Source organism: Streptomyces sp. NPDC058051 (assembly GCF_042885475.1).
Classification (GTDB): domain Bacteria; phylum Actinomycetota; class Actinomycetes; order Streptomycetales; family Streptomycetaceae; genus Streptomyces.
The window spans coordinates 24,729-50,321 of sequence record NZ_JBHVRW010000017.1; the positions used below are offsets into that span (position 1 = coordinate 24,729).

22 protein-coding genes are annotated in these 25,593 nt (G+C 71.4%); 14 read left to right on the forward strand and 8 right to left on the reverse strand.

Annotated elements, in window-relative coordinates:
• Positions 1–60 precede the first annotated feature (60 nt).
• Positions 61–1,074, forward strand: coding sequence for a zinc-dependent alcohol dehydrogenase family protein (locus ACFVUT_RS24690; protein ID WP_389653877.1), 1,014 nt, complete (start codon positions 61–63; stop codon positions 1,072–1,074).
• 179 nt (positions 1,075–1,253) lie between these two features.
• On the opposite strand, the gene ACFVUT_RS24695 is transcribed toward ACFVUT_RS24690, so the two are convergent.
• Positions 1,254–3,836 carry a bifunctional FO biosynthesis protein CofGH gene (locus ACFVUT_RS24695; protein WP_389653879.1) on the reverse strand — a complete coding sequence of 861 codons (2,583 nt, stop codon included), beginning with the start codon at positions 3,834–3,836 and terminating at the stop codon, positions 1,254–1,256.
• A gap of 83 nt (positions 3,837–3,919) precedes the next feature.
• Positions 3,920–4,684 (reverse strand): FadR/GntR family transcriptional regulator, encoded by a 765-nt coding sequence (locus ACFVUT_RS24700; protein ID WP_389653881.1) that lies wholly within the window; start codon positions 4,682–4,684, stop codon positions 3,920–3,922.
• A 223-nt stretch (positions 4,685–4,907) separates the two neighbouring features.
• Between ACFVUT_RS24700 and ACFVUT_RS24705 the strand changes: the two genes are divergently transcribed.
• The 8 genes from ACFVUT_RS24705 to ACFVUT_RS24740 all read left to right on the forward strand — a co-directional run bounded on the left by ACFVUT_RS24705 (position 4,908) and on the right by ACFVUT_RS24740 (position 13,481).
• On the forward strand, positions 4,908–6,281 hold the full coding sequence (locus tag ACFVUT_RS24705) for an MFS transporter (protein ID WP_389653883.1): 1,374 nt from the start codon (positions 4,908–4,910) through the stop codon (positions 6,279–6,281).
• Positions 6,281–8,017, forward strand: coding sequence for a dihydroxyacetone kinase family protein (locus tag ACFVUT_RS24710; RefSeq protein ID WP_389653885.1), 1,737 nt, complete (start codon positions 6,281–6,283; stop codon positions 8,015–8,017). The genes ACFVUT_RS24705 and ACFVUT_RS24710 overlap by 1 nt, the downstream gene beginning before the upstream one ends.
• Positions 8,017–8,523: a ribose-5-phosphate isomerase gene (locus ACFVUT_RS24715; protein ID WP_389653887.1), complete on the forward strand. Its 507-nt coding sequence runs from the start codon at positions 8,017–8,019 to the stop codon at positions 8,521–8,523. The genes ACFVUT_RS24710 and ACFVUT_RS24715 overlap by 1 nt, the downstream gene beginning before the upstream one ends.
• Positions 8,523–9,368 carry a triose-phosphate isomerase family protein gene (locus tag ACFVUT_RS24720; protein ID WP_389653889.1) on the forward strand — a complete coding sequence of 282 codons (846 nt, stop codon included), beginning with the start codon at positions 8,523–8,525 and terminating at the stop codon, positions 9,366–9,368. The genes ACFVUT_RS24715 and ACFVUT_RS24720 overlap by 1 nt, the downstream gene beginning before the upstream one ends.
• Positions 9,368–10,165, forward strand: coding sequence for a sugar phosphate isomerase/epimerase family protein (locus ACFVUT_RS24725; protein ID WP_389653890.1), 798 nt, complete (start codon positions 9,368–9,370; stop codon positions 10,163–10,165). The genes ACFVUT_RS24720 and ACFVUT_RS24725 overlap by 1 nt, the downstream gene beginning before the upstream one ends.
• Positions 10,165–11,046 carry a phosphogluconate dehydrogenase C-terminal domain-containing protein gene (locus ACFVUT_RS24730; RefSeq protein ID WP_389653892.1) on the forward strand — a complete coding sequence of 294 codons (882 nt, stop codon included), beginning with the start codon at positions 10,165–10,167 and terminating at the stop codon, positions 11,044–11,046. The genes ACFVUT_RS24725 and ACFVUT_RS24730 overlap by 1 nt, the downstream gene beginning before the upstream one ends.
• Before the next feature lie 394 nt (positions 11,047–11,440).
• Entirely contained in the window at positions 11,441–12,706 is a 1,266-nt protein-coding gene (locus tag ACFVUT_RS24735) for a HEAT repeat domain-containing protein (protein ID WP_389653894.1), read from the forward strand.
• Between the two features lie 52 nt (positions 12,707–12,758).
• Positions 12,759–13,481 (forward strand): GNAT family N-acetyltransferase, encoded by a 723-nt coding sequence (locus tag ACFVUT_RS24740; RefSeq protein ID WP_389653896.1) that lies wholly within the window; start codon positions 12,759–12,761, stop codon positions 13,479–13,481.
• A 170-nt stretch (positions 13,482–13,651) separates the two neighbouring features.
• On the opposite strand, the gene ACFVUT_RS24745 is transcribed toward ACFVUT_RS24740, so the two are convergent.
• Positions 13,652–14,233, reverse strand: a complete 582-nt coding sequence (locus ACFVUT_RS24745) for a TetR/AcrR family transcriptional regulator (protein ID WP_389653898.1) — start codon at positions 14,231–14,233, stop codon at positions 13,652–13,654.
• 218 nt (positions 14,234–14,451) lie between these two features.
• Here ACFVUT_RS24745 and ACFVUT_RS24750 point away from each other — a divergent pair, with 218 nt between their 5' ends.
• The gene (locus ACFVUT_RS24750) at positions 14,452–15,237 is read left to right on the forward strand and encodes a glucose 1-dehydrogenase (protein WP_389653900.1); all 786 of its coding nucleotides are present in this window, start codon (positions 14,452–14,454) and stop codon (positions 15,235–15,237) included.
• Positions 15,238–15,364: 127 nt separating this feature from the next.
• Here the strand turns inward: ACFVUT_RS24750 and ACFVUT_RS24755 are convergent, their stop codons facing one another.
• Both ACFVUT_RS24755 and ACFVUT_RS24760 read right to left on the reverse strand, forming a co-directional pair.
• The gene (locus tag ACFVUT_RS24755) at positions 15,365–16,234 is read right to left on the reverse strand and encodes an NmrA family NAD(P)-binding protein (protein WP_389653902.1); all 870 of its coding nucleotides are present in this window, start codon (positions 16,232–16,234) and stop codon (positions 15,365–15,367) included.
• Positions 16,235–16,341: 107 nt separating this feature from the next.
• The gene (locus tag ACFVUT_RS24760; protein WP_389653904.1) at positions 16,342–16,764 is read right to left on the reverse strand and encodes an ATP-binding protein; all 423 of its coding nucleotides are present in this window, start codon (positions 16,762–16,764) and stop codon (positions 16,342–16,344) included.
• 134 nt (positions 16,765–16,898) lie between these two features.
• Between ACFVUT_RS24760 and ACFVUT_RS24765 the strand changes: the two genes are divergently transcribed.
• The 4 genes from ACFVUT_RS24765 to ACFVUT_RS24780 all read left to right on the forward strand — a co-directional run bounded on the left by ACFVUT_RS24765 (position 16,899) and on the right by ACFVUT_RS24780 (position 20,160).
• Entirely contained in the window at positions 16,899–17,765 is an 867-nt protein-coding gene (locus ACFVUT_RS24765; RefSeq protein ID WP_389654121.1) for a Scr1 family TA system antitoxin-like transcriptional regulator, read from the forward strand.
• Positions 17,762–18,007, forward strand: coding sequence for a DUF397 domain-containing protein (locus ACFVUT_RS24770; protein WP_389653906.1), 246 nt, complete (start codon positions 17,762–17,764; stop codon positions 18,005–18,007). Before ACFVUT_RS24765 ends, ACFVUT_RS24770 begins: the two co-directional genes overlap by 4 nt.
• Positions 18,008–18,383: 376 nt before the next feature.
• Complete coding sequence (locus ACFVUT_RS24775; protein ID WP_389653908.1) at positions 18,384–19,394, forward strand: helix-turn-helix domain-containing protein; 1,011 nt, start codon at positions 18,384–18,386, stop codon at positions 19,392–19,394.
• A gap of 115 nt (positions 19,395–19,509) precedes the next feature.
• Complete coding sequence (locus ACFVUT_RS24780) at positions 19,510–20,160, forward strand: HAD family hydrolase (protein ID WP_389654123.1); 651 nt, start codon at positions 19,510–19,512, stop codon at positions 20,158–20,160.
• Between the two features lie 93 nt (positions 20,161–20,253).
• Here ACFVUT_RS24780 and ACFVUT_RS24785 read toward each other — a convergent pair whose 3' ends face one another.
• The 3 genes from ACFVUT_RS24785 to ACFVUT_RS24795 form a co-directional block, all read right to left on the reverse strand.
• Positions 20,254–23,754, reverse strand: a complete 3,501-nt coding sequence (locus ACFVUT_RS24785) for a hypothetical protein (RefSeq protein ID WP_389653910.1) — start codon at positions 23,752–23,754, stop codon at positions 20,254–20,256.
• A 192-nt stretch (positions 23,755–23,946) separates the two neighbouring features.
• Entirely contained in the window at positions 23,947–24,792 is an 846-nt protein-coding gene (locus ACFVUT_RS24790; RefSeq protein WP_389653912.1) for an LLM class F420-dependent oxidoreductase, read from the reverse strand.
• 303 nt (positions 24,793–25,095) lie between these two features.
• Positions 25,096–25,443 carry a DUF1330 domain-containing protein gene (locus ACFVUT_RS24795; protein ID WP_389654125.1) on the reverse strand — a complete coding sequence of 116 codons (348 nt, stop codon included), beginning with the start codon at positions 25,441–25,443 and terminating at the stop codon, positions 25,096–25,098.
• Between the last annotated feature and the right edge of the window lie 150 nt (positions 25,444–25,593).

Genomic DNA, 25,593 nt, shown 5'->3' on the forward strand with positions numbered 1-25,593 from the left:
ACATGAAGCCCGTACCCGGGGACATGGAGCGTCCGGCGGACCGGACTTAGCGTCTTTCCCATGCCAACCACCACACGCACTGTGCTCTTTCACGAACTCGGCGGCCCCGATGTCCTGTCGATCGAGGAGAAGGTCCTGCCCGACCCGGCGCCGGGCGAAGTCCGCATCCGGGTAGAGGCGTTGGGCCTCAATCGCGCCGAGGCCCTGTTCCGGGCCGGCACCTACTACTACCAGCCCACGCTGCCCGGCTCCCGGCTCGGCTACGAAGCGGCCGGCGTCGTCGAGGAGATCGGCGAGGGCGTCACCGAACTGGCCGTGGGCGACCCGGTGATGACCGGACCCCGCATCGAGATGGGCGCCCAGGGGGTGTACGCGGAGTCCGTGGTGCTGCCCACCGCCTCCGTCGTGCGCCGTCCGGCCTCCGTCGACGCGGTCTCCGGCGCCGCGGCCTTCGTGACCTACAGCACCGCGTACGGCGCCCTCCTGGCGACCGCCGGCCTCGCACCGGGCGACCACGTGCTGATCACCGGAGCCTCCAGCGGCGTGGGAACGGCCGCGATCCAGGTGGCCCGGCGGACCGGCGCGATCCCGATCGTCACCACGCGCACCGAGAAGAAGCGGGAAGGGCTGCTGGAGTGCGGGGCGGCGGAGGTGATCGTCACCGGTGACGCGGGCGGCGCGGAGCCCATGGCGGCCGTGGTCGCGGAGGCCCGGCGGCTCACCGGAGGCAAGGGGGTGGAGGTGATCCTCGACGCGATCGGCGGCCCCGGCTTCGCCCCTCTCGGCGGCGCGCTCGCACCCGGCGGGTCGATCGTGACCTACGGCTGGCTCGACCCTCGCCCGGCGGGCATCCCCCTGAACTGGCCCCTGACCATCCACACGTACGCGAACCCGCACTTCACCACCGACCCGGACAGGCTGCGCCGTGTCACCGCGTACCTCGGCGCCGGCCTGGTGGACGGCAGCCTCAGGCCGGTGATCAGCGAGGTCTTCGAGGGTCTGGACCGCATACGCGACGCCCACCGCCTGCTGGAGACCAACCAGCACATCGGCAAGATCGTCGTACGGCTCTGAACATCGGCGAGATCGGCATACGGCTCTGACCTTCAGCCGTCCCCCGGGATCCCCCGAAGGCCCCCGGCCGTTCCCCGGGATCCCCCGAAGGCCCCCGGCCGTCCCCCGGGTGTCCCCCGAAGGCCCCCGGGGGTCACCCGGGGGTCACCGGCGGATCCCGGGGAACACCCGGCAGGCTCTCAGTTCGGCAGCACCGGCAGCAGTTCCGGCAGGTGACCGTCCGACGCCGTCGCGGCCGTGACGCGCTCCTGCGGCACTTCTCCGTACAGCGTCGTACGCGGCCTGGCCGGGCGCCCGGCCAGGTCCGCGATCGCGACCAGGTCCTGAACGGACCGGTACGAGCCGTAACTCGACCCCGCCATCCGGGAGATGGTCTCCTCCATCAGGGTGCCGCCCAGGTCGTTGGCGCCCGAGCGCAGCATCTCGGCCGCTCCCTCCGTGCCGAGCTTCACCCAGCTGGTCTGGATGTTGGTGATGTGCGGGTGGAGCAGCAGCCGGGCCATGGCGGTGACGGCCCGGTTGTCGCGGTCGGTCGGGCCGGGGCGGGCGATGCCCGCCAGGTAGACCGGGGCGTTGGTGTGGATGAAGGGGAGGGTGACGAACTCCGTGAAGCCGCCGGTCTCCTGCTGGAGGCGGGCCAGGGTCCTGAGGTGGCCGAGCCAGTGGCGGGGCTGGTCGACGTGGCCGTACATCATCGTCGACGAGGAGCGCAGGCCCACCTCGTGGGCGGTTCTGATGACCTCCAGCCAGGTCGCCGTGGGCAGCTTGCCCTTGGTGAGGACCCAGCGGACCTCGTCGTCCAGGATCTCGGCCGCCGTGCCGGGAATCGAGCCGAGCCCGGCCTCCTTGGCGGCGGTCAGCCAGTCGCGGATGGACAGACCGGTGCGGGTCGCCCCGTTGACGACCTCCATGGGCGAGAAGGCGTGCACGTGCATGCCGGGGACGCGTTCCTTCACCGCCCGCGCGATGTCGAAGTACGCGGTGCCGGGCAGGTCCGGGTGGATGCCGCCCTGCATGCAGACCTCGACCGCGCCGACGTCCCACGCCTGCGCGGCCCGGTCGGCGACCTGGTCCAGCGAGAGGGTGTACGCGTCGGCGTCGGTGCGCCGTTGGGCGAAGGCGCAGAAACGGCAGCCGGTGTAGCAGACGTTGGTGAAGTTGATGTTCCGGGTGACGATGTAGGTGACGTCGTCGCCGACCACGTCGCGGCGCAGGGTGTCCGCGATCCGGCAGAGTTCGTCGAGCGCCGGGCCGTCCGCGTGGAGCAGGGCGAGCGCCTGGTCGTCGGTGAGCTTCGTCGGGTCGTCGGCGGCCTGGCCCAGTGCCTGGCGGACGTCGGCGTCGATGCGGGACGGGACCATGCCGGGGGCCGCCGCCTCGCGCAGCGCCTCCCAGTCCCCGTACACCTCGTCGAAGTCGTCGCGGCGGTCGCCGGTGCGGCCCTCCGTGTCGATGGTGCGGTGCAGGTCGGTGCGGCCGGTGGCGCCGAACTCCTCGTCGGGCTCCTGCCAGGGCAGGCCGACCGGGATCGCGCCCTCCTTCGCGAGGCCCGTCTCCGGGTCGGCGAGTGCGCGGACGTGCGGGAGGAGGCGGGGGTCGAGCCAGGGCTCGCCGCGCCGCACGAACTCCGGGTAGATGGTGAGGCGTTCGCGGAGGCTGAAGCCCGACTCGGCCGTCCTGGCGGCGAGTTCGTCGATGTGGGGCCAGGGGCGCTCGGGGTTCACATGGTCGGGTGTGAGCGGGGAGACACCGCCCCAGTCGTCGATGCCCGCGCCGATGAGCAGCGCGTACTCGGCGTCGACGAGGTTCGGCGGGGCCTGGATGCGGGCGGACGGGCCGAGGATGTGCCGGGCGACGGCGACGGCCGCGGCCAGTTCCTCCAGCTCGGCGTCCGGCATGCCGCGCATCGCCGTGTCGGGCTTGGCGCGGAAGTTCTGGACGATGACTTCCTGGATGCCGTGGTAGGCGCGGGCGGTCTTGCGGAGCTCGAAGAGGGAGTCGGCGCGCTCCTCGTACGACTCGCCGATCCCGATCAGGATGCCGGTCGTGAACGGGACGTTGGAGCGGCCCGCGTCTTCGAGGACGCGGAGGCGTACGGCCGGTTCCTTGTCCGGGGAGCCGTGGTGCGGGCCGCCCGGCTCGGACCACAGCCGGGTGGCCGTCGTCTCCAGCATCATGCCCATGGAGGGGGCGACGGGCTTGAGGCGCTGGAGGTCGGTCCAGGTCAGCACGCCCGGGTTGAGGTGCGGGAGGAGGCCGGTCTCCTCCAGGACCCGGATGGCCATGGCGCGTACGTACGCGAGGGTGTCGTCGTACCCCTCGGCCTCCAGCCATTCCCGTGCCTCGGGCCAGCGGTCCTCGGGCCGGTCCCCGAGGGTGAACAGCGCTTCCTTGCAGCCCATGGCCGCGCCCTTGCGGGCGATGTCCAGCACCTCGTCGGGCGAGAGGAACATCCCGTGGCCCTCGCGCCGGAGCTTGCCGGGGACGGTGACGAACGTGCAGTAGTGGCACGTGTCGCGACAGAGCCGGGTCAGCGGGATGAAGACCTTGCGGGAGTACGTGATGACACCCGGGCGGCCGGCGGCTTCGAGGCCGGCGTCGCGCACCCGGGCGGCCGAGGCGGCGAGGTCGGTCAGGTCCCCGCCGCGCGCCTGGAGCAGAACGGCGGCCTCGGTCACATCGAGTGCGACACCGTCGCGGGCCCGCTTGAGGGCGCGCCGCATGGAGTTGGTGGTCGGACGTCCGCGCTGAGGATCGGTCATGGACCGAGCATACGAGCGGGGCGCGCGCCCCGGACCAGGGACTCCTTGACGCCAGGGGGCGGTTCCGTCGTCCCTGGCGGACCCTACCGTTCCGCGTCGCTCTCCAGCGAAAGGTTCAGCCGCTCGCTCGCCAGCCGCATGTGTTCGGCCATGGCGGCGTCCGCCGCCTCCGGGTCACCGGCCCGGATCGCGTCGAGCACCGCGCCGTGCTCGTGGAGCGTTCCGCTGACCGTGCCCTCGATGTCCCCGGCCCGCTCCATCCAGACCTGGAGCAGTGCCCGGATCGAGTGCAGGATGTCGCTGAGTACGGAGTTGTGGGCGATGTTCGCCGTCTCCAGGTGGAAGGCGATGTCGGCGTCGATGAACGCCTTGACGTCCGTCCCCGCCTCCCGCATCCGTTCCAGATGACCGGCGAGCCGTTCGACGTCCTCCACGGAGGCCCGGTCCGCGGCGAGCCGCGCCGACATGCCCTCCATGAACGTACGGACCTCCACCAGGTCCCGGGTGCGCCGCTGGCCGAGCATCAGCCCCCAGTTGATCGCGCGCGGCAGGAACTCCGACGTCCCCTCGCGCACGTACGACCCCGAACCCGGGCGGATCTCGATGATGCCCAGCACGTCCAGCGCGGAGAGCGCCCCGCGCACGCTGGAGCGCGCGACCCCGAGCGCGTCGGCGAGCTGCCGTTCGGCGGGCAGGCGCGTACCGGGCTTCAGGTTCCCCTCGGAGAGGTGGTCGAGGAGCCGCTTGGCCACCTCGCTGACCGAGGACTCCCGCACGACGGGGCGCAGGAGTGACGTCAGATCGGGCTCTTGGGGCTGCGTGGACACGTCGCCCAGTACATCAGACATCGCCGCGCCCGGGTGGGGCGGGCGGACTCTAGCGCGCTCATCGGTCCTGTCAATGTGCTCGTCGGAGCGACGTACGTCACTTTGGTTAATTGGTGACCAATTTTGTTTTCGGAGCTAGCGTGTCTCTGTCAGCGGGTCGGACATGGGCGTTTCGGATATCTCGCCACCATGCCGACGTGTGGCATAGAGCCGGACAAAGCGGTCCGGGAATCAAGGAGTCTCCATGGGCGCCACCGCGCATTCAGTCGAGGGATCGGCCGTCGAGAGATCGACGATCAAGAAGGTCTCGATCCGGCTCGTCCCCTTCGTGGCCCTGATGTTCTTCGTGAACTATCTGGACCGCACGGCCGTGTCCTTCGCGGAGCCGAACGGCATGGGGCAGGATCTCGCCCTCACCGCCGCGCAGTTCGGCTTCGCCTCGGGAATCTTCTTCATCGGTTACATCATTCTCGAAGTGCCCAGCAACATGGCGCTGCACAAGTTCGGCGCCCGTCGCTGGCTCGCCCGGATCATGGTGTCCTGGGGCATCGTCGCGCTGCTGTTCACCTGGGTGCAGGACAGTGGGCAGCTGTACACGCTGCGTTTCCTGCTCGGTGTCGCCGAGGCGGGGTTCTTCCCCGGCGCGATCCTCTTCCTGAGCCAGTGGGTGCCCTCCCGGCACCGCACGAAGGTGCTCGGGCTCTTCTACCTCGCCCAGCCGCTGACCACCGTGATCGGCGCTCCGCTGGCCGGCTGGTTCATCAACCAGCACGGGCTCTTCGGCCTTGAGGGCTGGCGCGTGATGTTCCTCGGCGTGTCCATCCCGGCGATCCTGCTCGGGATCATCGCCTGGTTCTACCTGATCGACCGGCCGGCCGACGCGAAGTGGCTGACGCCTTCCGAGAAGGAGTGGCTGACGACCGAACTGGCCGCCGAGAACGCCACGAAGACGGGTGCGGACGAGAAGACGAGCCACGGCCGCGAGGCCCTGAAGGCCGCGTTCACCAACAGCCGCGTCTGGACCCTGGCGCTGATCTACTTCGGCTTCATCTACGGCCTGTACGCCCTCGCCTTCTTCCTGCCGACGATCATCAGCGGCTTCCAGGACCAGTTCGGCACCTCGTTCAGCGTCATGGACAAGGCCCTGATCACGGCCATCCCGTATCTCCCGGCCGCGGTCGTCCTCTTCTTCTGGTCGCGCCACGCCACCCGGCACGGCGTCGGCAAGTGGCACATCGCGGGACCGGCGATCGTCGGCGGGATCTCCATCCCGCTCGCCCTCTACATGGGTTCGCCCGCCGCCACGGTCGCGGTCATCACCGTCACGGCCTGCGCGATCTTCGCCGCGCTGCCGGTCTTCTGGTCGGTGCCGTCGCAGTTCCTCACCGGCGCCGCCGCAGCGGCCGGTATCGCCCTGATCAACACCGCGGGCAACGTGGCCGGCTTCGCCGCCGGTTACGTCACCGGCTGGCTGAAGGACTTCAGCGGCGACTACTACCTGCCGCTGTTCCTGGTCGGCGCCTTCATGCTCATGTCCGCCGCGCTGATGCTGTGGCTCGCCAACCGGTCCAGGGGCCGGGACGCGGGCCAGGGCCGGCCCCTCGTGGAAGCCCACTGATGACCCGCCTGTTCAACGACCCCGCCGCCTTCGCCGATGAGGCACTCGAAGGCTTCGTCGCCGCCCACCCGCGCCGGGTCCGCCGGGTTCCCGGCGGGGTGGTGCGCGCGACCCGCACCACGCCCGGCCAGGTCGCCGTCGTCGTCGGTGGCGGCTCCGGCCACTACCCGGCCTTCTCCGGCCTGGTCGGCCAGGGCCTCGCGCACGGCGCCGCGGTCGGCAACGTCTTCGCCTCGCCCTCCGCCCACCAGGTCCGCCAGGTGGCGAAGGCCGCCGAGACCGGTGGCGGTGTCCTCCTCGCGTACGGAAACTACGCGGGCGACATCCTCCACTTCGGGCAGGCCGCCGAGCAGCTGACCGCCGAGGGCATACCCACCCGCACGCTCGGCGTCACCGACGACCTGTCCAGCGCCGCCCCGGCCGAGGCCCACAAGCGCCGCGGCGTCGCCGGTGACCTGGTGGTCTTCAAGACGGCGGCGGCTGCCGCGGAGGCCGGGCACGACCTGGCCGAGGTGACCCGCATCGCCGAGCTGGCCAACGCCCGCACCCGTTCCTTCGGTGTCGCGTTCTCCGGCTGCACGCTGCCGGGCGCCGACCATCCGCTGTTCACCGTCCCCGAGGGCCGGATGGCCGTCGGCCTGGGCATCCACGGCGAGCCCGGCATGGGCGAGCAGGACGTCCCGACCGCGGACGAGGCCGCCGAGCTGCTGGTGCGGACCGTGCTGGGCGAGCTCCCCGGGGGCGTCGACAGCCCGCGCGGACAGCGCGCGGCCGTCATCCTCAACGGGCTCGGCTCGGTGAAGTACGAGGAGCTGTTCGTCGTCTACCGCCGGGTCGCCCAGCTCCTCGGCGAGGCCGGTGTGCAGACCGTCGACCCGGAGGTCGGCGAGCTGGTGACCAGCTTCGACATGGCGGGCGTCTCGCTCACCCTGTGCTGGCTGACCGACGAACTCGAAACCCTGTGGACGGCCCCGGCGGACGCCCCCGCGTACCGCAAGGGCACGGTCGAGGCCGCGGACCTGGTCACCCCGGACACCGAGGAGCAGGCCACCGACGAGACCGTCCCGGCCGCGACGTACGAGTCCCGCAGGGCGGCCCGTACCGTCCTCGCCGCACTCCGCACCCTGAAGGACACCGTCGACGCGCACGCCGACGAGCTGGGCCGGATCGACGCGGTCGCCGGTGACGGCGACCACGGCATCGGCATGCAGCGCGGCGCCACGGGCGCGTACGAGACGGCGGTCCGCGCCGAGGAGCTGGGCGCGGGCGCGGGCACGCTGCTCCTCCGCGCCGCCGATGCCTGGGCGGACCGGGCGGGCGGCACCTCCGGCGCCCTGTGGGGCGTCATCCTGCGGGCGATCGGCTCCGCGCTCGGCGACACCGACCGGCCCACGGCCCCCGCCGTCGCGGCCGGGGTCGCGGATGCCTCGGCGGGCGTCATGCGGCTGGGCGGGGCCGAGGTCGGCGACAAGACGATGGTCGACGTCCTCGTCCCCTTCGCCGCCGCCCTGACCGCCGCCACCGGTGAGGGCCTGCCCCTGACCGCCGCCTGGGACACCGCGGCGGGCACCGCCGAGGCCGCCGCGAAGGCCACCGCCGGTCTGCTCCCCCGGATGGGCCGGGCCCGTCCGCACGCCGAGAAGAGCCTCGGCACCCCGGACGCCGGAGCCCACTCCCTGGCACTGATCGTCCGCGCAGTCCACCCCGTTCTCGCAACGACTCTGGAGAAGCACTGATGTCCGACCAGCCGAAGCCCGACCAGCCCGGGTCCGACAAGCTCCGTATCGTCGTCGGTTCCGACGACGCCGGTTACGCGTACAAGGAAGCCCTCAAGAAGGACCTGGAGGCCAGTGACCTCGTCGTCACCGTCACCGATGTGGGGGTCGACGCCGACGGGCACACCGCCTACCCGAAGGTCGCCATCGCCGCGGCGGAAATGGTCGCGCGCGGCGAGGCGGACCGCGCCCTGCTGGTCTGCGGCACCGGCCTCGGGGTCGCCATCGCGGCCAACAAGGTCAAGGGGATCCGGGCCGTCACCGCCCATGACTCGTTCTCCGTCGAGCGCGCGGTGCTCTCCAACAACGCCCAGGTGCTCACGTTCGGCCAGCGCGTCGTCGGCCTGGAGCTGGCCCGCCGGCTGGCCGCCGAGTGGCTGACGTACCGCTTCGACGAGGCGTCCGCGTCCGCCGCCAAGGTCGCGCTGATGAACGACTACGAGAACCAGCAGGAAGCCGCAGCCTGATGTCCGCCGCCTCGCATACTCCTGCCCGGGTCACGATCGGGGTGAGCCTGAAGATGTACTTCGGCCACCACCAGACGCTGAACTGGGCACGCCGGATCGCCGACACGGCCGCCCGGCACCCCGCCGTGACGAGCGGCACCGCCGAGCTGTTCGTGCTGCCCGCGTTCCCCGCGATCGTCCCGGTGAGCGGGATCCTCGCCGGTACGGAGGTACGGACCGGGGCGCAGGACCTGGCGACCGAGGACACCGGCCCGTTCACGGGCGAGGTCAGCGGCGCGCACCTGAAGGAGATCGGCGCGAGCTACGCCGAGGTCGGGCACGCCGAGCGCCGCCGCCTGTTCGGCGAGGGCGACACGGTGGTGGCGGCGAAGACGGCCGCCGCCCTGCGCAACGGCCTCACCCCCGTGCTGTGCGTCGGCGAGCTGGACCGGGTCGCCCCGGCCGAAGCCGCCGCCCGCACGGTCGCCGAGACGCAGCGCGTCCTGGCCACCGCCGCCCATGACGGCGCCCCGGCCCCGATCGTCGTCGCGTACGAACCGCAGTGGGCGATCGGCGCTCCCGAACCGGCCTCGCCCGAGCACATCCGCACGGTCTGCGAGGCGTTGACGGCCTGGCTGGCGACGCAGCCCGCCCTCGCCGGCAGCCGGGTCATCTACGGGGGCAGCGCGGGCCCCGGCCTGCTGACCGAGCTGGGCACGGGCGTCGGCGGACTGTTCCTGGGCCGCTTCGCGCACGACCCGGCGGCGGTGGAGCGGATCCTCGACGAGGCCCTGTCCCTGCACGGCTCCCCCTCCGGCACGACCGCGGCCCCGCACGGCTCACCTTCCCTGGAAGGAGCGGTCTGATGGCCTACGGACTGAGCACCTACGCCTTCTTCTGGCGGATTTCGGAGAAGGCCCCGCAGCCTCTCACCGTCCACGAGATGCTCGCGCAGACCCGGGATCTGGGCGGCGAGGTCTTCCAGATCTGCGACTACCCGCTGATCGAGACGTTCGACGACGCGCAGCTGGACGCGGTGCGCGCCACGGCGGCCGAGTACGGCATCACGCTGGAGCTGGGCACCCGGGGCGTGCGCACGGAGCATCTGCGCACCTATCTCCGTATCGCGCGGCGTCTGGGGGTCACCCTGGTCCGCTCGATGCTGAACACGGCCGACCACCAGCCGTCGGTGCCGGAGGCGACCGCGCTCCTGCGCGAGGCCGTCCCCGCGTACGCCGAGGCGGGCGTCACGCTCGGCCTGGAGACGTACGAGCAGGTCTCCACCGATGACCTGCTGGCCGTCGTACGCGGCGTCGACAGCCCGCACCTGGGCGTCGTCCTCGATCCGGGCAACAGTGTCGCCCGGCTCGAACGTCCGGTGGACGTCGTCGACGCCACCGCCCCCTACGTGGTGAACATCCACGTCAAGGACTTCTCGTTCTCCCGCCGTGACGGCTGGGTCGGCTTCACCTTCGCCGGCTGCCTTCTCGGCGAGGGCCTCCTCGATTACGACCACATGATCGAAAAGGTCCGGCCGGACGGGAAGGGCATCAACCAGATCGTGGAGCACTGGCTCCCCTGGCAGGGCGATTTCACCGAAACCGCCCGCCTGGAGGACCAGTGGACCCGGCACAGCATCAACACCCTCATGAGGAGCAAGTAATGGCCACCGAAACCACGACCGCATCCACCACCGTTGCCGTCATCGGGGCCGCCGGCAAGATGGGCCAGCGCGTCTCGAACAACCTGGTCAAGAGCGACTTCACCACGCTCTTCGCGGAGAACTCGCCGAAGGGCCAGGAGCTGGTCCGCGAGCTCGGCCGGGAGCTGACCGACGGCGCCGAGGCCGCCGCGCAGGCCGATGTCGTGATCCTCGCCGTGCCGGACGTCGTCCTCGGCAAGGTCTCCGAGCAGCTCGTCCCGGTCATGAAGCCGGGCGCCATCCTGCTGACCCTGGACCCGGCCGCCGCGTACGCCGGTCTGCTGACCCGCCGCGCGGACGTGCACAACGCCGTGGCGCACCCCTGCCACCCGTCGGTGTTCCTGGAGCGCACGACGAAGGAGGAGTGGGCCGACACCTTCGGCGGCATCGCCGCCCCGCAGGAGGTCGTCGCCTCCTTCGAGCCCGCCGCCGAGGCCGCGGACCCGAAGGCCCAGGAGCTGGCCGAGGCCGTCATCTCCACGATGTACGCCCCGGTCGTCGAGGTCCACTGGGTGACCGTCAAGCAGCTCGCGGTCCTGGAGCCGACCCTCGTCGAGACGATCGCCTGCATGGTCGGCGCCCTGCTGACCGAGGCCCTGCACGAGACGGTCCACACGGTGGGCGTCCCGGAGAAGGCGGCCCGCGCGATGCTGCTCGGCCACACCCAGGTGGCACTGGCCAACACGCTGAAGGGGTCGAACCCGTTCTCCGACGCGTGCCTGATCGCGATGGACTACGGCCGCGAGTCGATCGTCCGCGACGACTGGAAGAACGTCTTCAACGACGACGAGCTGGACAAGGTCATCACGCGGATGCTCAAGATCAAGGAGATCAAGCGCTGACCCGTCGGCGCACCGGGCGGCCGGGGCAGACCGGGCACCCCCGGTAGCTCCGGTTCTCCCGGACTCCTCCGGCAGCTCCTCCGTAGCTCCGTAGCTCCGGCGCTTCAGCTGCTTCCGGTACGTGTACCTGTATGGGCCGGGCACCCCGCCACGGAAGGGGTGCCCGGCCCGTACGCGTCGTGCGGGGACCGATGGACGGGCGGACGGGGGCCGATGGACGGTCCTGGATCCCTCGGGCCCGCGTCGTCGGCGAGAAGGGCAAGTACAACGTACAACGAGACGGGATTCCCGACCCAGTCGCCCACACCCTGGGGCGACGGGTCCGAATACGCGGACGGTACAAGGGTGTTGGAAGTCCGGGGCGTTGTCAGTGCCCTCGGTTATCGTCTGCCGTATGGATCAAGCCGCACTGATCGCCGAACTCGAACAAGCCGTACGGGACCGGGAGGCGACCTCCGACATCGTCCGCCGGCTGGCCGAGCCGGGTGCCGCCGCGGCGCCCGGACTCGTGGCCGTGCTGGGCACGGTGAGCCGATCGGCCATGTGGAGCCTGCGGGACGCTCTGCGTCTGATAGGCCCCGCCGGGTTCGACGCGGCGGTGGAGGCCCGGACCCGGGCCGAGGAGGTCCCCGACCGGTGGGAACTGGGCCATGTGCTGCGCGGCTTCGACGAACGGTGCATCCCGCAGTACACGGCCGCGCTGTCCCACCCCATGAAGGACATCCGGTACCAGGCCCTGTGGGGATTGGAGAACCTCGGTGAGGCCGCCGCCGACACGCTGACCGACGTCATCCCCTTTCTGGACGACCGTGCCTCGTACGTCCGTTACCGGGCCGAGAAGGCCGTCGGAGCCATCGGCGCGCACGCCGGACCCGCCCTGCGAGCCATCCGCCGTGACGGTCCCGCCCACCTGAGGCGGCACGCGCTGACCGCCCTGGCCCTCATCGGCGGCATGGACCAGTTCGACGAGCGCGACCGCCGCGCCATGGAGCGTCTCGTCCGCATCAAGACGGCCCAGGACACCCCGGAGTCCCTGCCCGACCACTGCTGGCTGGCCGTCCCCGGCGCGACGTACGAGGGCCTCTTCGAGGCCATGGGACTGCACGACCGCGTCCCCTGCACGATCTCCATGGGTCTCTCCGCCGCGGAGAACGACACCACCGTGGTCATGGATCCCGACGGCACGGAGCACACGGCGTACCGGGTGTTCGTCACCCCGGAGCTGGACGGCTGGCGGCTGGTCTACGCCAACACACCGCTGGGAAGCATGGTCTGGGACGTGGACGAACTCCTCAGCCGCCTCAGCGCGGTCTGCGGACAGGCCCAGTTCTACTGCCAGGACGAACACAGCGACTCGATGATCTGGTCGGTCGCCCTCGACGGCGTGCCGCGCCGCCGGTACTGGCGCTACGAGACCCCGGAGTGGCGGGGCGAACCCATGGACTGGGAGGAACCCCTCACCGCCGACCCCGACTACGACCCCGATGAAGACCAGGAACCCAACGCCACCATGGAATGCGACGTCAACAGCGCGGCCTACTCCCTCTCCATCGAGCCGGCCGAGGTCGGGTCCGCCACCACCCTGCGCGGCCACGGCTGGCTCGCGGTCACCCGCCCGGGCGTGGGCCACGGCGCGTTCACCGGGGTGGTGCGCGCCTGACCGATCGTGGGACGCGCGGACTCGGTTCGCTCCGGCTGGCAGGATCGGGGCCATGTCGATTGATCCGTTGGTGGTCCGAGCCCATGGGCTCTGGGAGCACCTGGCCCGGGCGCCGGTGTCGTTCGCCCCGCCGGGCGGTGTGAACGTGGTGGTCTCCCCGAGGTCCGGGCTGTGCCCGGTCGGCTGGGTCGGAGTGGTAGCCCTGGGCGGATCAGCGATCGTGACCGCGCCGAGTGACGGCACCGCCCGGATGGTTCGTGACGCACTGGGGGGACTGCCGGTGGAGGCCGTCGTGGACAGCGCCGTGGTCCGGGAGGCCCTTCCGGTCGCTCGGCTGCTCGGGCCGGCGGCGCTGTCCTACGTGTCCGCGGCGGGATTCCGGTCGGCGGAGACTCGTGCGTCGACGGTGGAGCAACTGTCAGCCGCTCATCCGGATGTGCGGAGCTTGGAGCAGGTGGCTGGTCATGAGGACGCCGGTGAGGCCGCTCTGGACGAGATGACGTCGCCCGCGTTCGTGGTCCGCGAGCACGGCCAGGTGGTCGCTGCCGCGGGATATCGGGGCTGGCCGAGGCGGACAGCCCATATCAGCGTATTGACGGCGCCAGGAGCGCGCGGGCGAGGACTGGCGCGAGTGACGGGCTCAGCGGCGGTCGCTCATGCTCTCGCTGCCGGGCTGCTGCCGCAGTGGCGCGCGCGCCCTCCCGCCTCCCGGCGTGTCGCGGCTGCACTGGGTTTCGAGGAACTGGGCTCCCAGCTCAGCATCGAGATCACCTAAGGGCGTGCTCCTTCAGGAAGGCTCCCGCGTGGGCCGCGGCCTCCTCCTTCGTCGCGTACCGGGTGCCGGCCTCGGCCGACCCTTGCGTTCCGCCCGCACCTTTGCCGGTCCACCGCCGGCCGCCGGACGACGGCTCCTCCGTCGGTTCGGCCGTTCCGCCGCGCATCCGGCTACGACGCGGCGGCGCCGAGGGAGCGTGCGACCAGGAGCGTCAGCTCCTGCTCGGTAGGGATCTGCTCCAGGAAGACGATGCGGTACAGGACGTAACCGATCCAGGCATCGACGATCTGCGCGAGGGGCAGGTCCGCGTCCAGCCTGCCTGCCGCGATGCTGCGGGAGAGCAGCTGGGAGGCGTGCCGGCCGTGGTCGTGGAGGATGTCGCGCAGCGCGGCGCGGCCGGGCTCGCCGCGTTCCGCCAGGGCCCCGGCGACCACGCTGGGGCCGCCCAGCAGGGTCAGCCGCTCGACCAGCTGACGCAGAAAGACCAGGGCGTCTCCCTCCGCCGAACCGGTGTCCGGGGTGGGACCGGGGGCGAGACGGTCGGCGAACGCTTCGGTGATCACGGCGGATTTGTTGGGCCACCAGCGGTAGGCCGTCATCCGCGACACCCCGGCACGTTCCGCGATGCGCTCCATCGTCACGTTCGCGTAGCCGAGCTCGGCCACCAGATCACGGGCCGCCTCCAGAACGGCGGCGTGGATCTCCGGGCTGCGCTTGGGCCCGTACCGGGAGCGCGGGGCGGCTGGGGACATGGTCGGCGTCCTTCCGGATGCGGGCGCGGGGCGGGCGCGGGCACGGGTGCGGATACGGGTGGGCGGGGACGCACGGCCGAGGGACCGGACGCCCGCGAGGCACCCGGAAACAGTACCGCCGGGGAATGACGAGACAGTATGTATTGTCTAAACCAGTAGGAGGCCCGCCGCACCGGGACGGACCCCCGAGATCAAGCAGCACCACAGGAGGTCACGTCATGCAGGATCGATTCGCCGACAAGGTTGTCCTCATCACCGGAGCGGGCTCCGGACTCGGCCGCGCCACGGCGCTCCAGCTCGCCGCGGAGGGGGCGCGTCTCGCCCTCGTCGACATCAGCGAGAAGGGCCTGGCGGAGACCGTCGCCGCCGTGACCGAGGAGGTCTCCGGCGCCCAGACGCTCACCGTCACGGCCGACGTCAGCTCGGAGGCCGACGTGGAGCGCTACGTCGCCGCCACCCTGGAGAAGTACGGGCGGATAGACGGCTTCTTCAACAACGCCGGCATCGAGGGTCAGCAGAACCCGACCGAGGACTTCGGCAGCGACGAGTTCGCCAAGGTCGTCGCCATCAACCTGCAGGGCGTGTTCCTCGGTCTCAAGCACGTGCTGAAGGTGATGCACGCGCAGGGCAGCGGCGCCGTCGTCAACACCGCGTCCGTCGGCGGCATCCGCGGCGTGGGCAACCAGTCCGGTTACGCCGCCGCGAAGCACGGCGTCGTCGGCCTCACCCGCAACTCCGGCATCGAGTACGGCCAGTACGGCATCACCGTCAAGGCGATCGCTCCCGGCGCCATCATGACGCCCATGGTCGAGGGCTCGCTCAAGCAGATCGACCCGGTGAACTGGGAGGAGGCGGGCCGCCAGTTCGTCTCGTCCAACCCGATGGTGCGCTTCGGCCGCCCCGAGGAGGTCGCCCACCTGGTCGCCTTCCTGCTCTCGGACCACGCGTCGTTCATCAACGCCACCACCATCGCCATCGACGGCGGCCAGTCCGAGAAGTACTGACAGCCTCCCCTGCGCGGGTTCCTCCGGCACAAGCCCGGAGGGGCCCGCACCGTGCTGTCCGCCCGACGGACCCGACGCACCGGCCCGTCACTGCCATGGCCGCCGGTCACGACGTGACATCACAGGCTCATGTGTCACGTCGTCCTGAGCGCGGCGTCGGCCAGTCCTGGGCGTCCGCCCATGCGGCGTACGAGGTCCAGGGGACGGTGGGGAACTGTGCCCGCAGCGCCCCCAGGTCCACCTGGTAACCGGTGTCCGCGAGGAAGCTGTACATGGCGAACATGTCGGGGTTCACGGTGCGAAGGTCCTCCACCGGTGTCTGCCGGAACGTGACCGTGCCGCCCGCCGCCCGTCCGATCTCCTCGGCCATCCGGACCGGCGTGGGATCGTCGCCCGCCACCTCGATCCGCTGCCCGATCCAACGCCCCGGATCGGCCACGACCTCGGCCACGACACGGCCCAGGTCCTGCCGTGCCACCTGCTGGAGCGGGGTGTCGCCGGGAAGCGGCAGGGTGAGCAGCCCGGCGGCGACCTCGTCCATCGAGCCCAGCGCGTTGTCGTAGAAGTAGGTCGGTGCCACCACGGTCGCCGGAAGTCCGGAGCGGGCGAGCAGTTCCTCGGTCCTGGCCTTGGTCTCGAAGTGCGGGACTCCGGTGCCACGGTCCGCACTGGCGACGGAGGCCAGCACCAGATGCGGCAGTGCGGCGCTCTCGGCGGCCCGCACGATGGCCGCCCCCTGGGTCACCTCCGCGTCCAGACCGTCCTGGAACGGTGTGGTCACGGCGAACGCGGCCGTCGTGCCCCGGAACGCCTCGGCGAGCGAGGCCGCGTCGAAGAGGTCCCCGGCGACGACCTCCGCCCCGGCCACCGCCAGTGCCTTGGCCCGCCCGCTGCCGGGATCACGCACCACGGCGCGCACAGGACGCCCCGCCTCCAGCAGGGCTGCGGCCACCGCACCGCCCTGGCCGCCGGTCGCGCCGAGTACCGCGATGGACATGGGGCCTCCATGGTCGAGGGACATGGCTCCATGCTCCCCAGCGGCGGCCGGACCTGCCACCGGGAGAACCGCGGGCGGTGGGGTGTCGGCCCTGTCCCGTGTCTGCCTCAACGGTGCCCAGCGCGTAATTCGGCCCAGACCGTCTTGCCCACGACCCGGTCGGTGACTCCCCAGGACGTGGCCAGTGCCTCGACCAGATGCAGGCCATACCCGGACTCCGCGCCGTCCCGGGGGCGGCGCCGCTCCGGCCCTCGCTCGCCCCGCGCGTCCGACACCTCGATACGGAGCGTGTCCGCCATGTTGAGAAGCCTCAGCTCGAAGTCCCGCCCCTTCACGTGCCCGTGCAGCACCGCGTTCGCCGCCAGCTCGGCCACGACCAGGGCGGCGTTTTCCGAGAGCTCGCTCCCGTACGGCACACCCCAGGCGTCGAGTTGATGCACAGCGAGCCGGCGGGCGAGCCGCGCACCGCGACGGGTGGCGCTGAAGCGTTGGACGAACTCGGCGCCCACAAGGGTGATTTCGACGTTCATGTGACTCAGCGTGTCCGCTTCCTCGTACGCTGACCAGGAGTGACACCACGACATCAAGCAGCTGTACGGGCACGCCCGGACGGCTGTACGGGGTGTCGGCCGTGACCGGGCGGACAGAGAGCGGTGCGGGGCAGATGGCGAACGCGGGACGCGAGGAACGACCGGAGCGGCCGGCCGAGTCGGACGGAACGGCGCACCTGTTCAGGGCGCTCGGCAAACAGATCAAGGTGCTGCGGGAACGCGCGGGCCTGAGCCAGAGGGATCTGGCGCTCGCTGCGCATTGCGGGGAGGACCTGATCTCCGCGCTGGAGCGGGGGGTGCGGACGCCGCAAGCTGACTTCCTTGAGCGGGTCGATGACCTTCTTGAGGCAAAGGGTGTGCTCAGAGTGGCAATCCCGGACGTCCTGGAGGCCCGGAAGAAGGCACGCACCCGGCATCCGGAGTGGTACCGCGATTACGCGAGGCTGGAGGCGGACGCAGTACAGCTCTACGTCTACAACAACCAGTCCGTGCCCGGCCTGCTTCAGACCGAGTCGTACGCGCGCGCCCTCTTCACTCAGTGGCAACCGCTGCTCAGCGAGGAGACCATCGACAAGAGGGTGGCCGACCGGCTGGACCGCCAGCAGATCTTCTCCCCATGGCCCTCGCCGACGTTTCACTTCATCCTGGACGAGAGCGTACTGATGCGTCCCATCGGTGGCCGGGACGTCCATCGGGAACAGTTGCGGAAGCTCCTGCACATTGGCCGTCTCCGGACGGTGCAGATTCAGCTGATGCCGCTTGATCGCGCCGAACAGCCGAGCCTGGACGGCCCGTTCACCCTCGTCACGCCCAAGGGCAAGCAGCAGGTGGCCTACCTGGAGATCCACACCTATCCCAGGCTGATCACCGATCTGGAGGAGGTCCGTGTGCTGGCCGTCCGCTATGGAATCATCCAGTCGGCGGCTCTCACGCCACAGGAGTCGTTGGCCGTGATCGAGAAGATGCTGGGAGAGCGATGAGCACCGAGCGACCGCGCTGGTTCAAGAGCAGCCACAGCGACGGCGAGGGCGGCGCCTGTACCGAGGTCGCCCATGACTGGCACAAGTCCAGCCACAGCAGTGGCGGCGGCGGCGAGTGCGTCGAGGTCGCGACCTGCCCCACCACCATCCACATCCGCGACTCCAAGAACGTCCAGGTCCCCCACATCGACGTCGCCCCCGCCGCCTGGTCCACGTTCGTCGCGTACGTGCGCCAAGGCTGAGCGCGGCCCGATCCGCCCGGCGCGCCTGGTTCCGCACCGGATCGCGACAGCCGCGACCCGGTGCGCCACGACCCGGTCGACCGTGAGCCGGGGCGCCGTGACCTGGTGCGGCGCGACCCGGTCGACCGCGACGCGGCGGCCCCCGACGTAAAGGCTTTAAAGGCTTGAGGAAGAAGGAACTTCCCCACCCAACCCCTCCCCCGGCCTCAACCAGGAGCCCGTCACTCACACGGGTGAGGTTTGCCAACTGAACTGGATTTCGCAGCGGTTGGCTGGCATATGCTCACCGCGACAACCGCACACATGCGTCGGCCCCCGGCCGGGACTGCGAATCCCGATCGAGGGCCTGACCACCGAGGAAGAAAGCACCTTCCCGATGGATACCCAGAAGATTAGCGCGCCCTCGCGCGCCCCGTCTCCCCTTCCCGGAGACGCCACGCCGCCATCCGGTGTCGTACACATCAACTCCCGGCACACCAGCCGCTTCACCGTCGTCGGCAACCATCTCGCCCAGCACCGCACGCTCTCCCTCCTCGCGATCGGCCTCGCCACCCACATCCAGTCGCTGCCCGCCGGGGCGAGGATCGGCATCAAGTTCCTCGCCGACCGCTTCCCGGAGAGCGAGGCCCGTATCGCCGCCGCGCTGCGCGAACTGGAATCCCACGGCTACCTGCGCCGCATCCGCGAACGGCTCCCCAACGGCCGCGTCATCACCCGCACCTGCTCGTACAACCAACCGGGCTCCACCGAAGCCCACCCCGTCCCGGCCCTCCAGCGCCGCCCGCACCGCAGTCACCCGGCCTCGGCCCACATCGCCGCTCAGGCCCCAGCCCCGGCCCGCATCGCCGCACCGGCCCCCGCCCCCGTCCCGGCCCCGGTCGCCGCTCCCGCACCACCTGCGCCCAAGGCCCCCGCACCACCCGCACCCAAGGAACCCGCACCCGAGGAACCCGCGCCCAAGACCACCGCGCCCGCGCCCGCGCCCGCGCCCCCACCCCCGCCGCTCCCCCACCCCGTCAGCCCCCTCCCCTCACTCCTCCACGCCGCCGTCGCGCTGCTCACCGACCTCCACCACCGCACACCCCGCATCACCCTCACCGAACGCGACATCCACCACCTCGCCCCCGCCGTCGCCACCTGGCTCGAACGCGGCACCACGCCCGCCGCCATCCGCCGGGCCCTCACGGACGACCTGCCCCATCCCCTCAAGTTCCCGGCCAAGTTGTTGCGGCACCGGCTCACCGCGCTCCTCCCACCCCCGGCCGACCCCGCCTGCCCGCCGACCCCGCTCCAGAACTGCGACCGCTGCGACCGCGCCTTCCGCTCCGCCACCCCCGGCCACTGCCACGGCTGCGCAGCGGACGAACCACGTCTCCTACCGGCCTGAACAGGGGCTCCCCCGGCGCGACGGCTCCCCCGCTGCGACGGGCCTGCCTCGGCGCGAGGGCCTGCCTGGGCCTTCGCCGGCCGACGGGTGTCCCTATCCTGTCCGGATGACCACGATGGCTGCACCTCCCCTTGAACTCGTCATATTCGACTGCGACGGAGTGCTCGTCGACAGCGAGCCCCTCGCCGTGCGCATCCACGTCGAGCTGGGCGCCGAGTTCGGGTGGCCACTGACGGCGGACGAGATCGTCGAGAAGTTCGTGGGCCGGTCGGCCGCATCCAACAGCAAGCTGATCGACGCCCGCCTGCCGGGCCGGTCCGCTGCCTGGCAGCAGCGCTACGAACAACTCCACCACGCTGCCATCGACGCCGAACTCGTCGCGGTCGACGGCATCCACGAGGCGCTGGCCGCCCTCACCCTCCCCACCTGCGTGGCATCGAGCGGCAGCCACGACAAGATGCGCCACACCCTCGGCCACACCGGACTCCACTCCCACTTCGAGGGCCGCATCTTCAGCGCCAGTGAGGTCACGCACGGCAAGCCCGCCCCCGACCTCTTCCTCCACGCGGCCCGCCGGATGGGCGTCGAGCCTGCTGCCTGCGTCGTCGTCGAGGACAGCAAGTACGGCATCCAGGCCGCCCGTTCGGCCGGAATGCGATCCCTGGGCTACGCGGGCGGACTGACCCCGGCGCACTGGCTGGAGGGCCCGGACACCGTGGTGTTCGACGACATGCGCAAGCTGCCGTCGCTGCTGTCCGCCCTCTGACGTCCGAACCTCACCCGGCCGACCCCGGTTCGCAGAAGGGCCGGGCACCCCACTTCCCGTGAGGTGCCCGGCCCTTCGTGCGCTCTGCCTGCGTCAGCGGGCGACCGCCTTCGTCGCCTTGCTGGTGGCGGAACCGCTGGCGTGGCCGGTGCGGCGGGCAGTCACCTTCACGGTGATCTTCTTGCCGCGCTGGGCGGACTTGAGCGTCAGTGACGACTTGGTCGCACCCTTGATCGCCTTGCCGTTCGCGTACCACTGGTAGGCGTACGAGGTCGGGGCGGGCGTCCAGGTGCCGCGGGCGGCCTTGAGGGTGCGGCCCACCTTCGCCGTGCCGGAGACCGTGGGCTGCTTGGTGGCCTTGGGCGCACTGCCCGTGGCGATCTTCACCGAGGCGGTCGTCGCGGAGCCGTCGGCGTGGCCGGTGCGACGAGCCGTGACGGTGACGGTGACCTTCTTGCCGAGCAGCGCCGCCGGGACGGTGTACGCGGACGCGGTCGCGCCGGTCACCGCCTTGCCGTCGGCCTTCCACTGGTAGGCGTACGAGGTGGCGGACGGCGTCCAGCTTCCGGACGCGGCAGTCAGCTTGGCGCCCACCTTCGCGGTGCCGGTGATCTTCGGGGAGGTCGTCGCCCTGGGCGCCGCCCCCCGGACGGCCGTGACCGCCGCCGAAGTGGCCTGGACGTCCGGGGTGCCGGTGCGGTGGGCCGTGACGGTGACGGTGAGCTTCTTGCCGAGCAGCGCCGCCGGGACGGTGTACGCGGACGCGGTCGCGCCGGTCACCGCCTTGCCGTCGGCGTTCCACTGATAGGTGTACGAGGTCGGGGCGGGCGCCCAGGTGCCGGTGGTCGCGGTGAGCCGGTCACCGACCTTGGCGGTGCCGGTCATCGCCGGGGGTGCGCTGTTCTTCAGCGGGGCTGCGGTGACGGTGAAGACGCCGCGCCGGTACGCCCACCCGTTGTGGGTGTCGACGGCGACGTTCCAGGTGCCGACGGCGGCCCCGGTCAGGTCGAGGACGGCCGTCACCGTCTTCCGGTCCGCCGAGACCGCTGTGGTGGTCGAGGTGATCCGCTTGCCGTCGAGCGACAGCACGACCTCGTCGTCCTTGTGCAGGGACGTGCCGGTCAGCTGCACCGTCGCCCTGGTGCCGGTGATCCCGGTGGTCGGGGTGATCTCCCCGATCGTCACCTGTTCCGTGCCGCAGAGGGTGGACGTGCAGACCGCCTCGGCCTCGTACGAGGTCGTGGACGCCGTCTCCGGCAGCGAGAGGACGAGGATGCTCGGGGTGGTCTCCTTGGTGTACGGCTCGCTCACGGCGCATTCGTAGCTGTTGGGGAGGAAGCGGATGCAGCCGTTGAGGAGGTTGGCGCCGTACAGCGCGGGTACGGCCGTGTCGGTGGCACCCGTCGTGTCGCTGATCTTCATGTCGAAGTGGTCGTGGTACGCGGTGGGCAGCACGGCGCAGACAGCGGAGTGCTGCTCGTCGAGGGTGCCGGTGACCGGTCCGTATCCGTAGGCGACGCTGGGGACCTTCTCGCACTCGGCGGCCGGTCCTTCCGCGCCCGCGACGCGCAGCGCGTCGAAACGGTACGCGTCGGCGGCCTTCAGCCCCGACCGGACGGTGACCAGGACCTGGTAGTGGGTGGAGCCGGTGACGGCGCACGCCTGGTTCTTGTTGCACAGGGCGGTGCCGTCGGCGCCGTACACCACCACGTTCGCGGTGCCGAGCGCGTCGCGGACGTTGATGTGCAGGGTGTCCTTGGCGTCGGCGGTGGTGACCTGGCGGCAGCGCAGCTCCCCGGGGGCGCCCATCGCGCCGCCGGTGGACGGGCCGCCGACCTTCGTCGCCGGGTTCGGGGCGCAGCCCCGCGCGGTGGCGGTGACGTCGCGGCGGGTCAGGGTGTAGTCGGCGGCGGTGTCACGGCCGGTGACCAGCACGGTGTGGGCCACGCCGGGCGCCAGTTCGCAGGTCGTCCAGGTGGAGAGGGACGTGTAGGCCGAGCAGACCTGCGTGCCGTCGGGGTCCAGGACGGTGAACTCGGCGGTGGACGTGGTGCCGGGAGCCACCTGGAGCTGAAGGTTCTCCTGGGCGCTGTGGTCGTCGGCCGGGATGGTCAGGCAGTGCGAGAAGACACCGTCGCCGGTGGAGAACCGGGCCGTCGGACCCGTCTCGGTGAAGTCGCCCGCGGGGATGGCCGCGCAGTCGCTCGCCGCGTCGGTGCGGTGCAGGGCGAGGGTGTACGGGCCGGTCGGGTTCGACTCGCTGTCGGTGGAGACCAGCACACGGAACGGGGCCTTGCCGGTGAGTGCGCAGGTCCCGGCCGAGAGCTGGGACGAACCGCACCGCTGAAGGCCGTCGGCGTCGACGACGGTCGCAGCGGGGCGCGGCGCGGGCCCGTTGAGGGCCTTCAGCACGGCCAGCCGGGCGCCCGCGGGGAGCGGCAGGGACAGGCAGTCGATCTCACCGGCCGCGGTGAACGCGGAACTGTACAGGCCGAGTTCGACGGGCTCGCAGCCGGTGGTGGCGGAGCCCTCGAAGAGGAGGGTCGGGTGGTCGGTGAAGACGGTGTAGACACCCGCGGCGGGGAGGTCGCAGCCGTTCCAGGTGGTGCAGACGGTCTTGCCGTCCCGGTCGTACACGGCGAGCACCGAACGGGCGCCGTCGTGGACGGCGTACACGTTGTAGCGTCCGGCGGCCGGGGCGGTGAAGGTCTTGCAGCCGCTGGCCGGGACCGCGGTCGTGGGTGCGGAGTTGTATCCGTTCAGGGCGACGTGCGTGCAGCCGGCCGGGGCGGAGATGCGGCGGACGGTGAGGGTGTACTCGGCCGGGAAGCCCCGCTCCCCGTAGCTGACCTGGGAGAGGACCCGGTAGGGGCCGTCGCCGGGCAGGACGCAGCCCTCGCTGTCGTCCTCGTTGAAGTGCGGGCAGATCCGGGCACCGGTCTCGTCGGTGATCCAGGACACGCTCTCGCCGTACACGGTCGTCGTGATCTTGTTGGTGATCCGCTCACCGGGCGTGCCCGTGAACGGCTGGCACTGGATCGCGTTCGCCCCGGCCGCCGATCCGACGACGGGTGCGGTGTCCCAGGCCGTGCTGATCTCCGGCGCGCAGCCCTTGGTGGTACCGAGGGGAACGACCGCGACGGTGGGGATGCTCGGCTCGGGCCAGTTGTTCGTCAGCCGCAGCGTGAAGGCGCCCGCGCGGGGCAGCGCACACCAGCCGGCACCCCACTCGGGGTCGTAGCAGTCGATCTGCGTCTCGCCGTCGAAGACATTGGCGTACGTGTTCCCGGCGTTGCCACCGGTCAGTACGACCTTGTGCAGGCCGGGCGCCTCGGCCGTGACGGTGAGGCAGGCCGTCCCGTCGGCGGGGACGGTCACGGTGCCTTCGGCCGGGGCGGCTTCGCCGAAGGCCGAGAGGGGCAGCGCGGCACAGTCCTCGTCGGCTGCGGCGGCTGCGGGGGCCGCAGGGGTGGCGGGGGCGGCGTACGCCCGGCCGGCCCCTGCGGGGATCAGCAGTGAGAGCAGGACCGTCAACGTGAGCAGAAGAGCGGTGTACGCCGCCGATCTCGCGGCCGTACATCGGTGGTTGGGCATTCCGTTCCCCCCGGACCGGTGAAGTGAGCGCATTCCGCCGGGACTTCACGAACGCCGCGCGAACGCGGTACACCCCGGAAGCACGCAACATGTGTGTGAATTGTAAAGAACGCACACGATGATCGCACACCTGCACTACCGAACGCGCCCCTGTTTTCGGCGGGGTGCGCCGCGATCCCAGGACCCGCGCGGCTACAGATACGCCGCGTACGCGTCCAGTGTCCGCAGCACCTCCGGCTCGTCCGCCGGGGGCAGTTGCAGGACGACCTCCTCGATGCCCAGGTCCTCGTAGTGCGCGAGCTTCCCCGGGCTCGGGAGCACCGCGTAGGGGACCACCTGGAGTTGCTTCGGGTCGCGGCCCGACGCCTCCCACACCGCGCGCAGCTTCGGCACGGACTCCGTCAGGCCGCGCCCGCCGATCGGGAGCCAGCCGTCGGCGTACTCGGCGATGTGCGCGAACAGCTTCGGGCCGGCCGTGCCGCCGATCAGGGTGCGGGGGCCGTTCACCGGACCGCGGGGCGCCTGGACCGGCTTCGGGTGGGCATGACTGGCCCGTACGGAGCCGAACTCGCCTTCGTACGCCTCCGGTTCGGCCGACCACAGGGCGCGCATCAGGGCCATCCGGTCACGGACGAGCTCCCGGCGCGTCGACCAGTCCACCCCGTGGTCCGCGGCCTCCTCGACGTTCCAGCCGTAGCCGAGTCCCAGCGTGAAGCGACCGCCGGAGAGGTGGTCGAGGGTGGCGATCCGCTTCGCCAGGTCGATCGGGTCGTGCTGGGCGAGGAGGGTGATGCCGGTGCCGAGGCCGAGGCGTTCGGTGACGGCGGCGGCCTGGGCCAGGGCGACGAAGGGGTCGAGGGTGCGGCCGTACTCGGGCGGGAGTTCGCCGCCCGCCGGGTACGGGGTGTCCCTGCTCGCCGGGATATGGGTGTGCTCGGGGAGATAGAGCCCGGCGAACCCGCGCTGTTCGAGTGCGCGGGCGAGCCGCAGGGGCGTGACCGTCTCATCGGTGAGGAAGATCGTTGTGGCGATCCGCATGTGAGGACACCTCCGTCGTGGTCCGGTGGGGCCCCAACGTATGCCGTGCGGTGCGCGAAGCCGAGTGTCCCGGGGGCACGCTGTTCACGGCCACGCTGCCGGAGTCGGGGACGGGGACGGGGACGGTCGAGTGGCGTACGACGCCGGCCTACGCCGCCCACGTGCGGGCCGAGGTCCGGCGCCCGGCGACGGTGCCGGGGCTGCCGGGCGCACCTGCGACGCTCACCCATCCGGTGTTCCTGGAGGGTTGGCGCACGGGCCCGTGCCGGAAACGGCGGGGTCCCGGTCGCGCCGGACCCGGGGCTACCCGGTAGTCAGGGCCTCCCGCATCGCCGTCGCGGTGGCAGTCGGGTCGTAGCTCTCGGGGACGCCTTCGACCAGGATGATGTCGCCCTCGATGTGCCGCGAGCGCAGTGGTGCGATCTCCTGGTACGCGGGTGAGTCCCACCAGGCCCGCGCCTCGGCGATCCCGGGAAAGCCGATCACCACGACGTTCCCGGGCCAACTGCCCTCTTTCACCTCGTGCTGCGCGGCGTGCACGAGAAATCGGCCGCCGTACGGCTCGAAGGTGGCGGTGATGCGCTCGATGTACTCGACGATCTCCGGGACCGGTACTACCTCTTGCAGGTGCGCTATGGCGTAGGCGGGCATGGTGTCCTTCCAGTCGGTCGGGCTCCGTACGCCGCCGATCGTGGCATGCGCGGGCACCCGGGTCGATGACCCGCCAGGTAAGGCTCCCGCCGTCGTCGCCGCCTCCACCGCCTCCACCGCCGAGTAACTCGGACTTGGACCGGGCGCGTT

Coding starts and splice junctions, on each gene's coding strand:
- ACFVUT_RS24695 (WP_389653879.1), bottom strand. CDS start 3,836: ATGACCGATCCTCAGCGCGGACGTCCGACCACCAACTCCATGCGGCGC.
- ACFVUT_RS24770 (WP_389653906.1), top strand. CDS start 17,762: ATGAGCACCGAGCGACCGCGCTGGTTCAAGAGCAGCCACAGCGACGGC.
- ACFVUT_RS24710 (WP_389653885.1), top strand. CDS start 6,281: ATGACCCGCCTGTTCAACGACCCCGCCGCCTTCGCCGATGAGGCACTC.
- ACFVUT_RS24715 (WP_389653887.1), top strand. CDS start 8,017: ATGTCCGACCAGCCGAAGCCCGACCAGCCCGGGTCCGACAAGCTCCGT.
- ACFVUT_RS24780 (WP_389654123.1), top strand. CDS start 19,510: ATGGCTGCACCTCCCCTTGAACTCGTCATATTCGACTGCGACGGAGTG.
- ACFVUT_RS24700 (WP_389653881.1), bottom strand. CDS start 4,684: ATGTCTGATGTACTGGGCGACGTGTCCACGCAGCCCCAAGAGCCCGAT.
- ACFVUT_RS24765 (WP_389654121.1), top strand. CDS start 16,899: ATGGCGAACGCGGGACGCGAGGAACGACCGGAGCGGCCGGCCGAGTCG.
- ACFVUT_RS24730 (WP_389653892.1), top strand. CDS start 10,165: ATGGCCACCGAAACCACGACCGCATCCACCACCGTTGCCGTCATCGGG.
- ACFVUT_RS24775 (WP_389653908.1), top strand. CDS start 18,384: ATGGATACCCAGAAGATTAGCGCGCCCTCGCGCGCCCCGTCTCCCCTT.
- ACFVUT_RS24750 (WP_389653900.1), top strand. CDS start 14,452: ATGCAGGATCGATTCGCCGACAAGGTTGTCCTCATCACCGGAGCGGGC.
- ACFVUT_RS24725 (WP_389653890.1), top strand. CDS start 9,368: ATGGCCTACGGACTGAGCACCTACGCCTTCTTCTGGCGGATTTCGGAG.
- ACFVUT_RS24755 (WP_389653902.1), bottom strand. CDS start 16,234: ATGTCCATCGCGGTACTCGGCGCGACCGGCGGCCAGGGCGGTGCGGTG.
- ACFVUT_RS24720 (WP_389653889.1), top strand. CDS start 8,523: ATGTCCGCCGCCTCGCATACTCCTGCCCGGGTCACGATCGGGGTGAGC.
- ACFVUT_RS24705 (WP_389653883.1), top strand. CDS start 4,908: ATGGGCGCCACCGCGCATTCAGTCGAGGGATCGGCCGTCGAGAGATCG.
- ACFVUT_RS24745 (WP_389653898.1), bottom strand. CDS start 14,233: ATGTCCCCAGCCGCCCCGCGCTCCCGGTACGGGCCCAAGCGCAGCCCG.
- ACFVUT_RS24735 (WP_389653894.1), top strand. CDS start 11,441: ATGGATCAAGCCGCACTGATCGCCGAACTCGAACAAGCCGTACGGGAC.
- ACFVUT_RS24790 (WP_389653912.1), bottom strand. CDS start 24,792: ATGCGGATCGCCACAACGATCTTCCTCACCGATGAGACGGTCACGCCC.
- ACFVUT_RS24785 (WP_389653910.1), bottom strand. CDS start 23,754: ATGCCCAACCACCGATGTACGGCCGCGAGATCGGCGGCGTACACCGCT.
- ACFVUT_RS24690 (WP_389653877.1), top strand. CDS start 61: ATGCCAACCACCACACGCACTGTGCTCTTTCACGAACTCGGCGGCCCC.
- ACFVUT_RS24795 (WP_389654125.1), bottom strand. CDS start 25,443: ATGCCCGCCTACGCCATAGCGCACCTGCAAGAGGTAGTACCGGTCCCG.
- ACFVUT_RS24740 (WP_389653896.1), top strand. CDS start 12,759: ATGTCGATTGATCCGTTGGTGGTCCGAGCCCATGGGCTCTGGGAGCAC.
- ACFVUT_RS24760 (WP_389653904.1), bottom strand. CDS start 16,764: ATGAACGTCGAAATCACCCTTGTGGGCGCCGAGTTCGTCCAACGCTTC.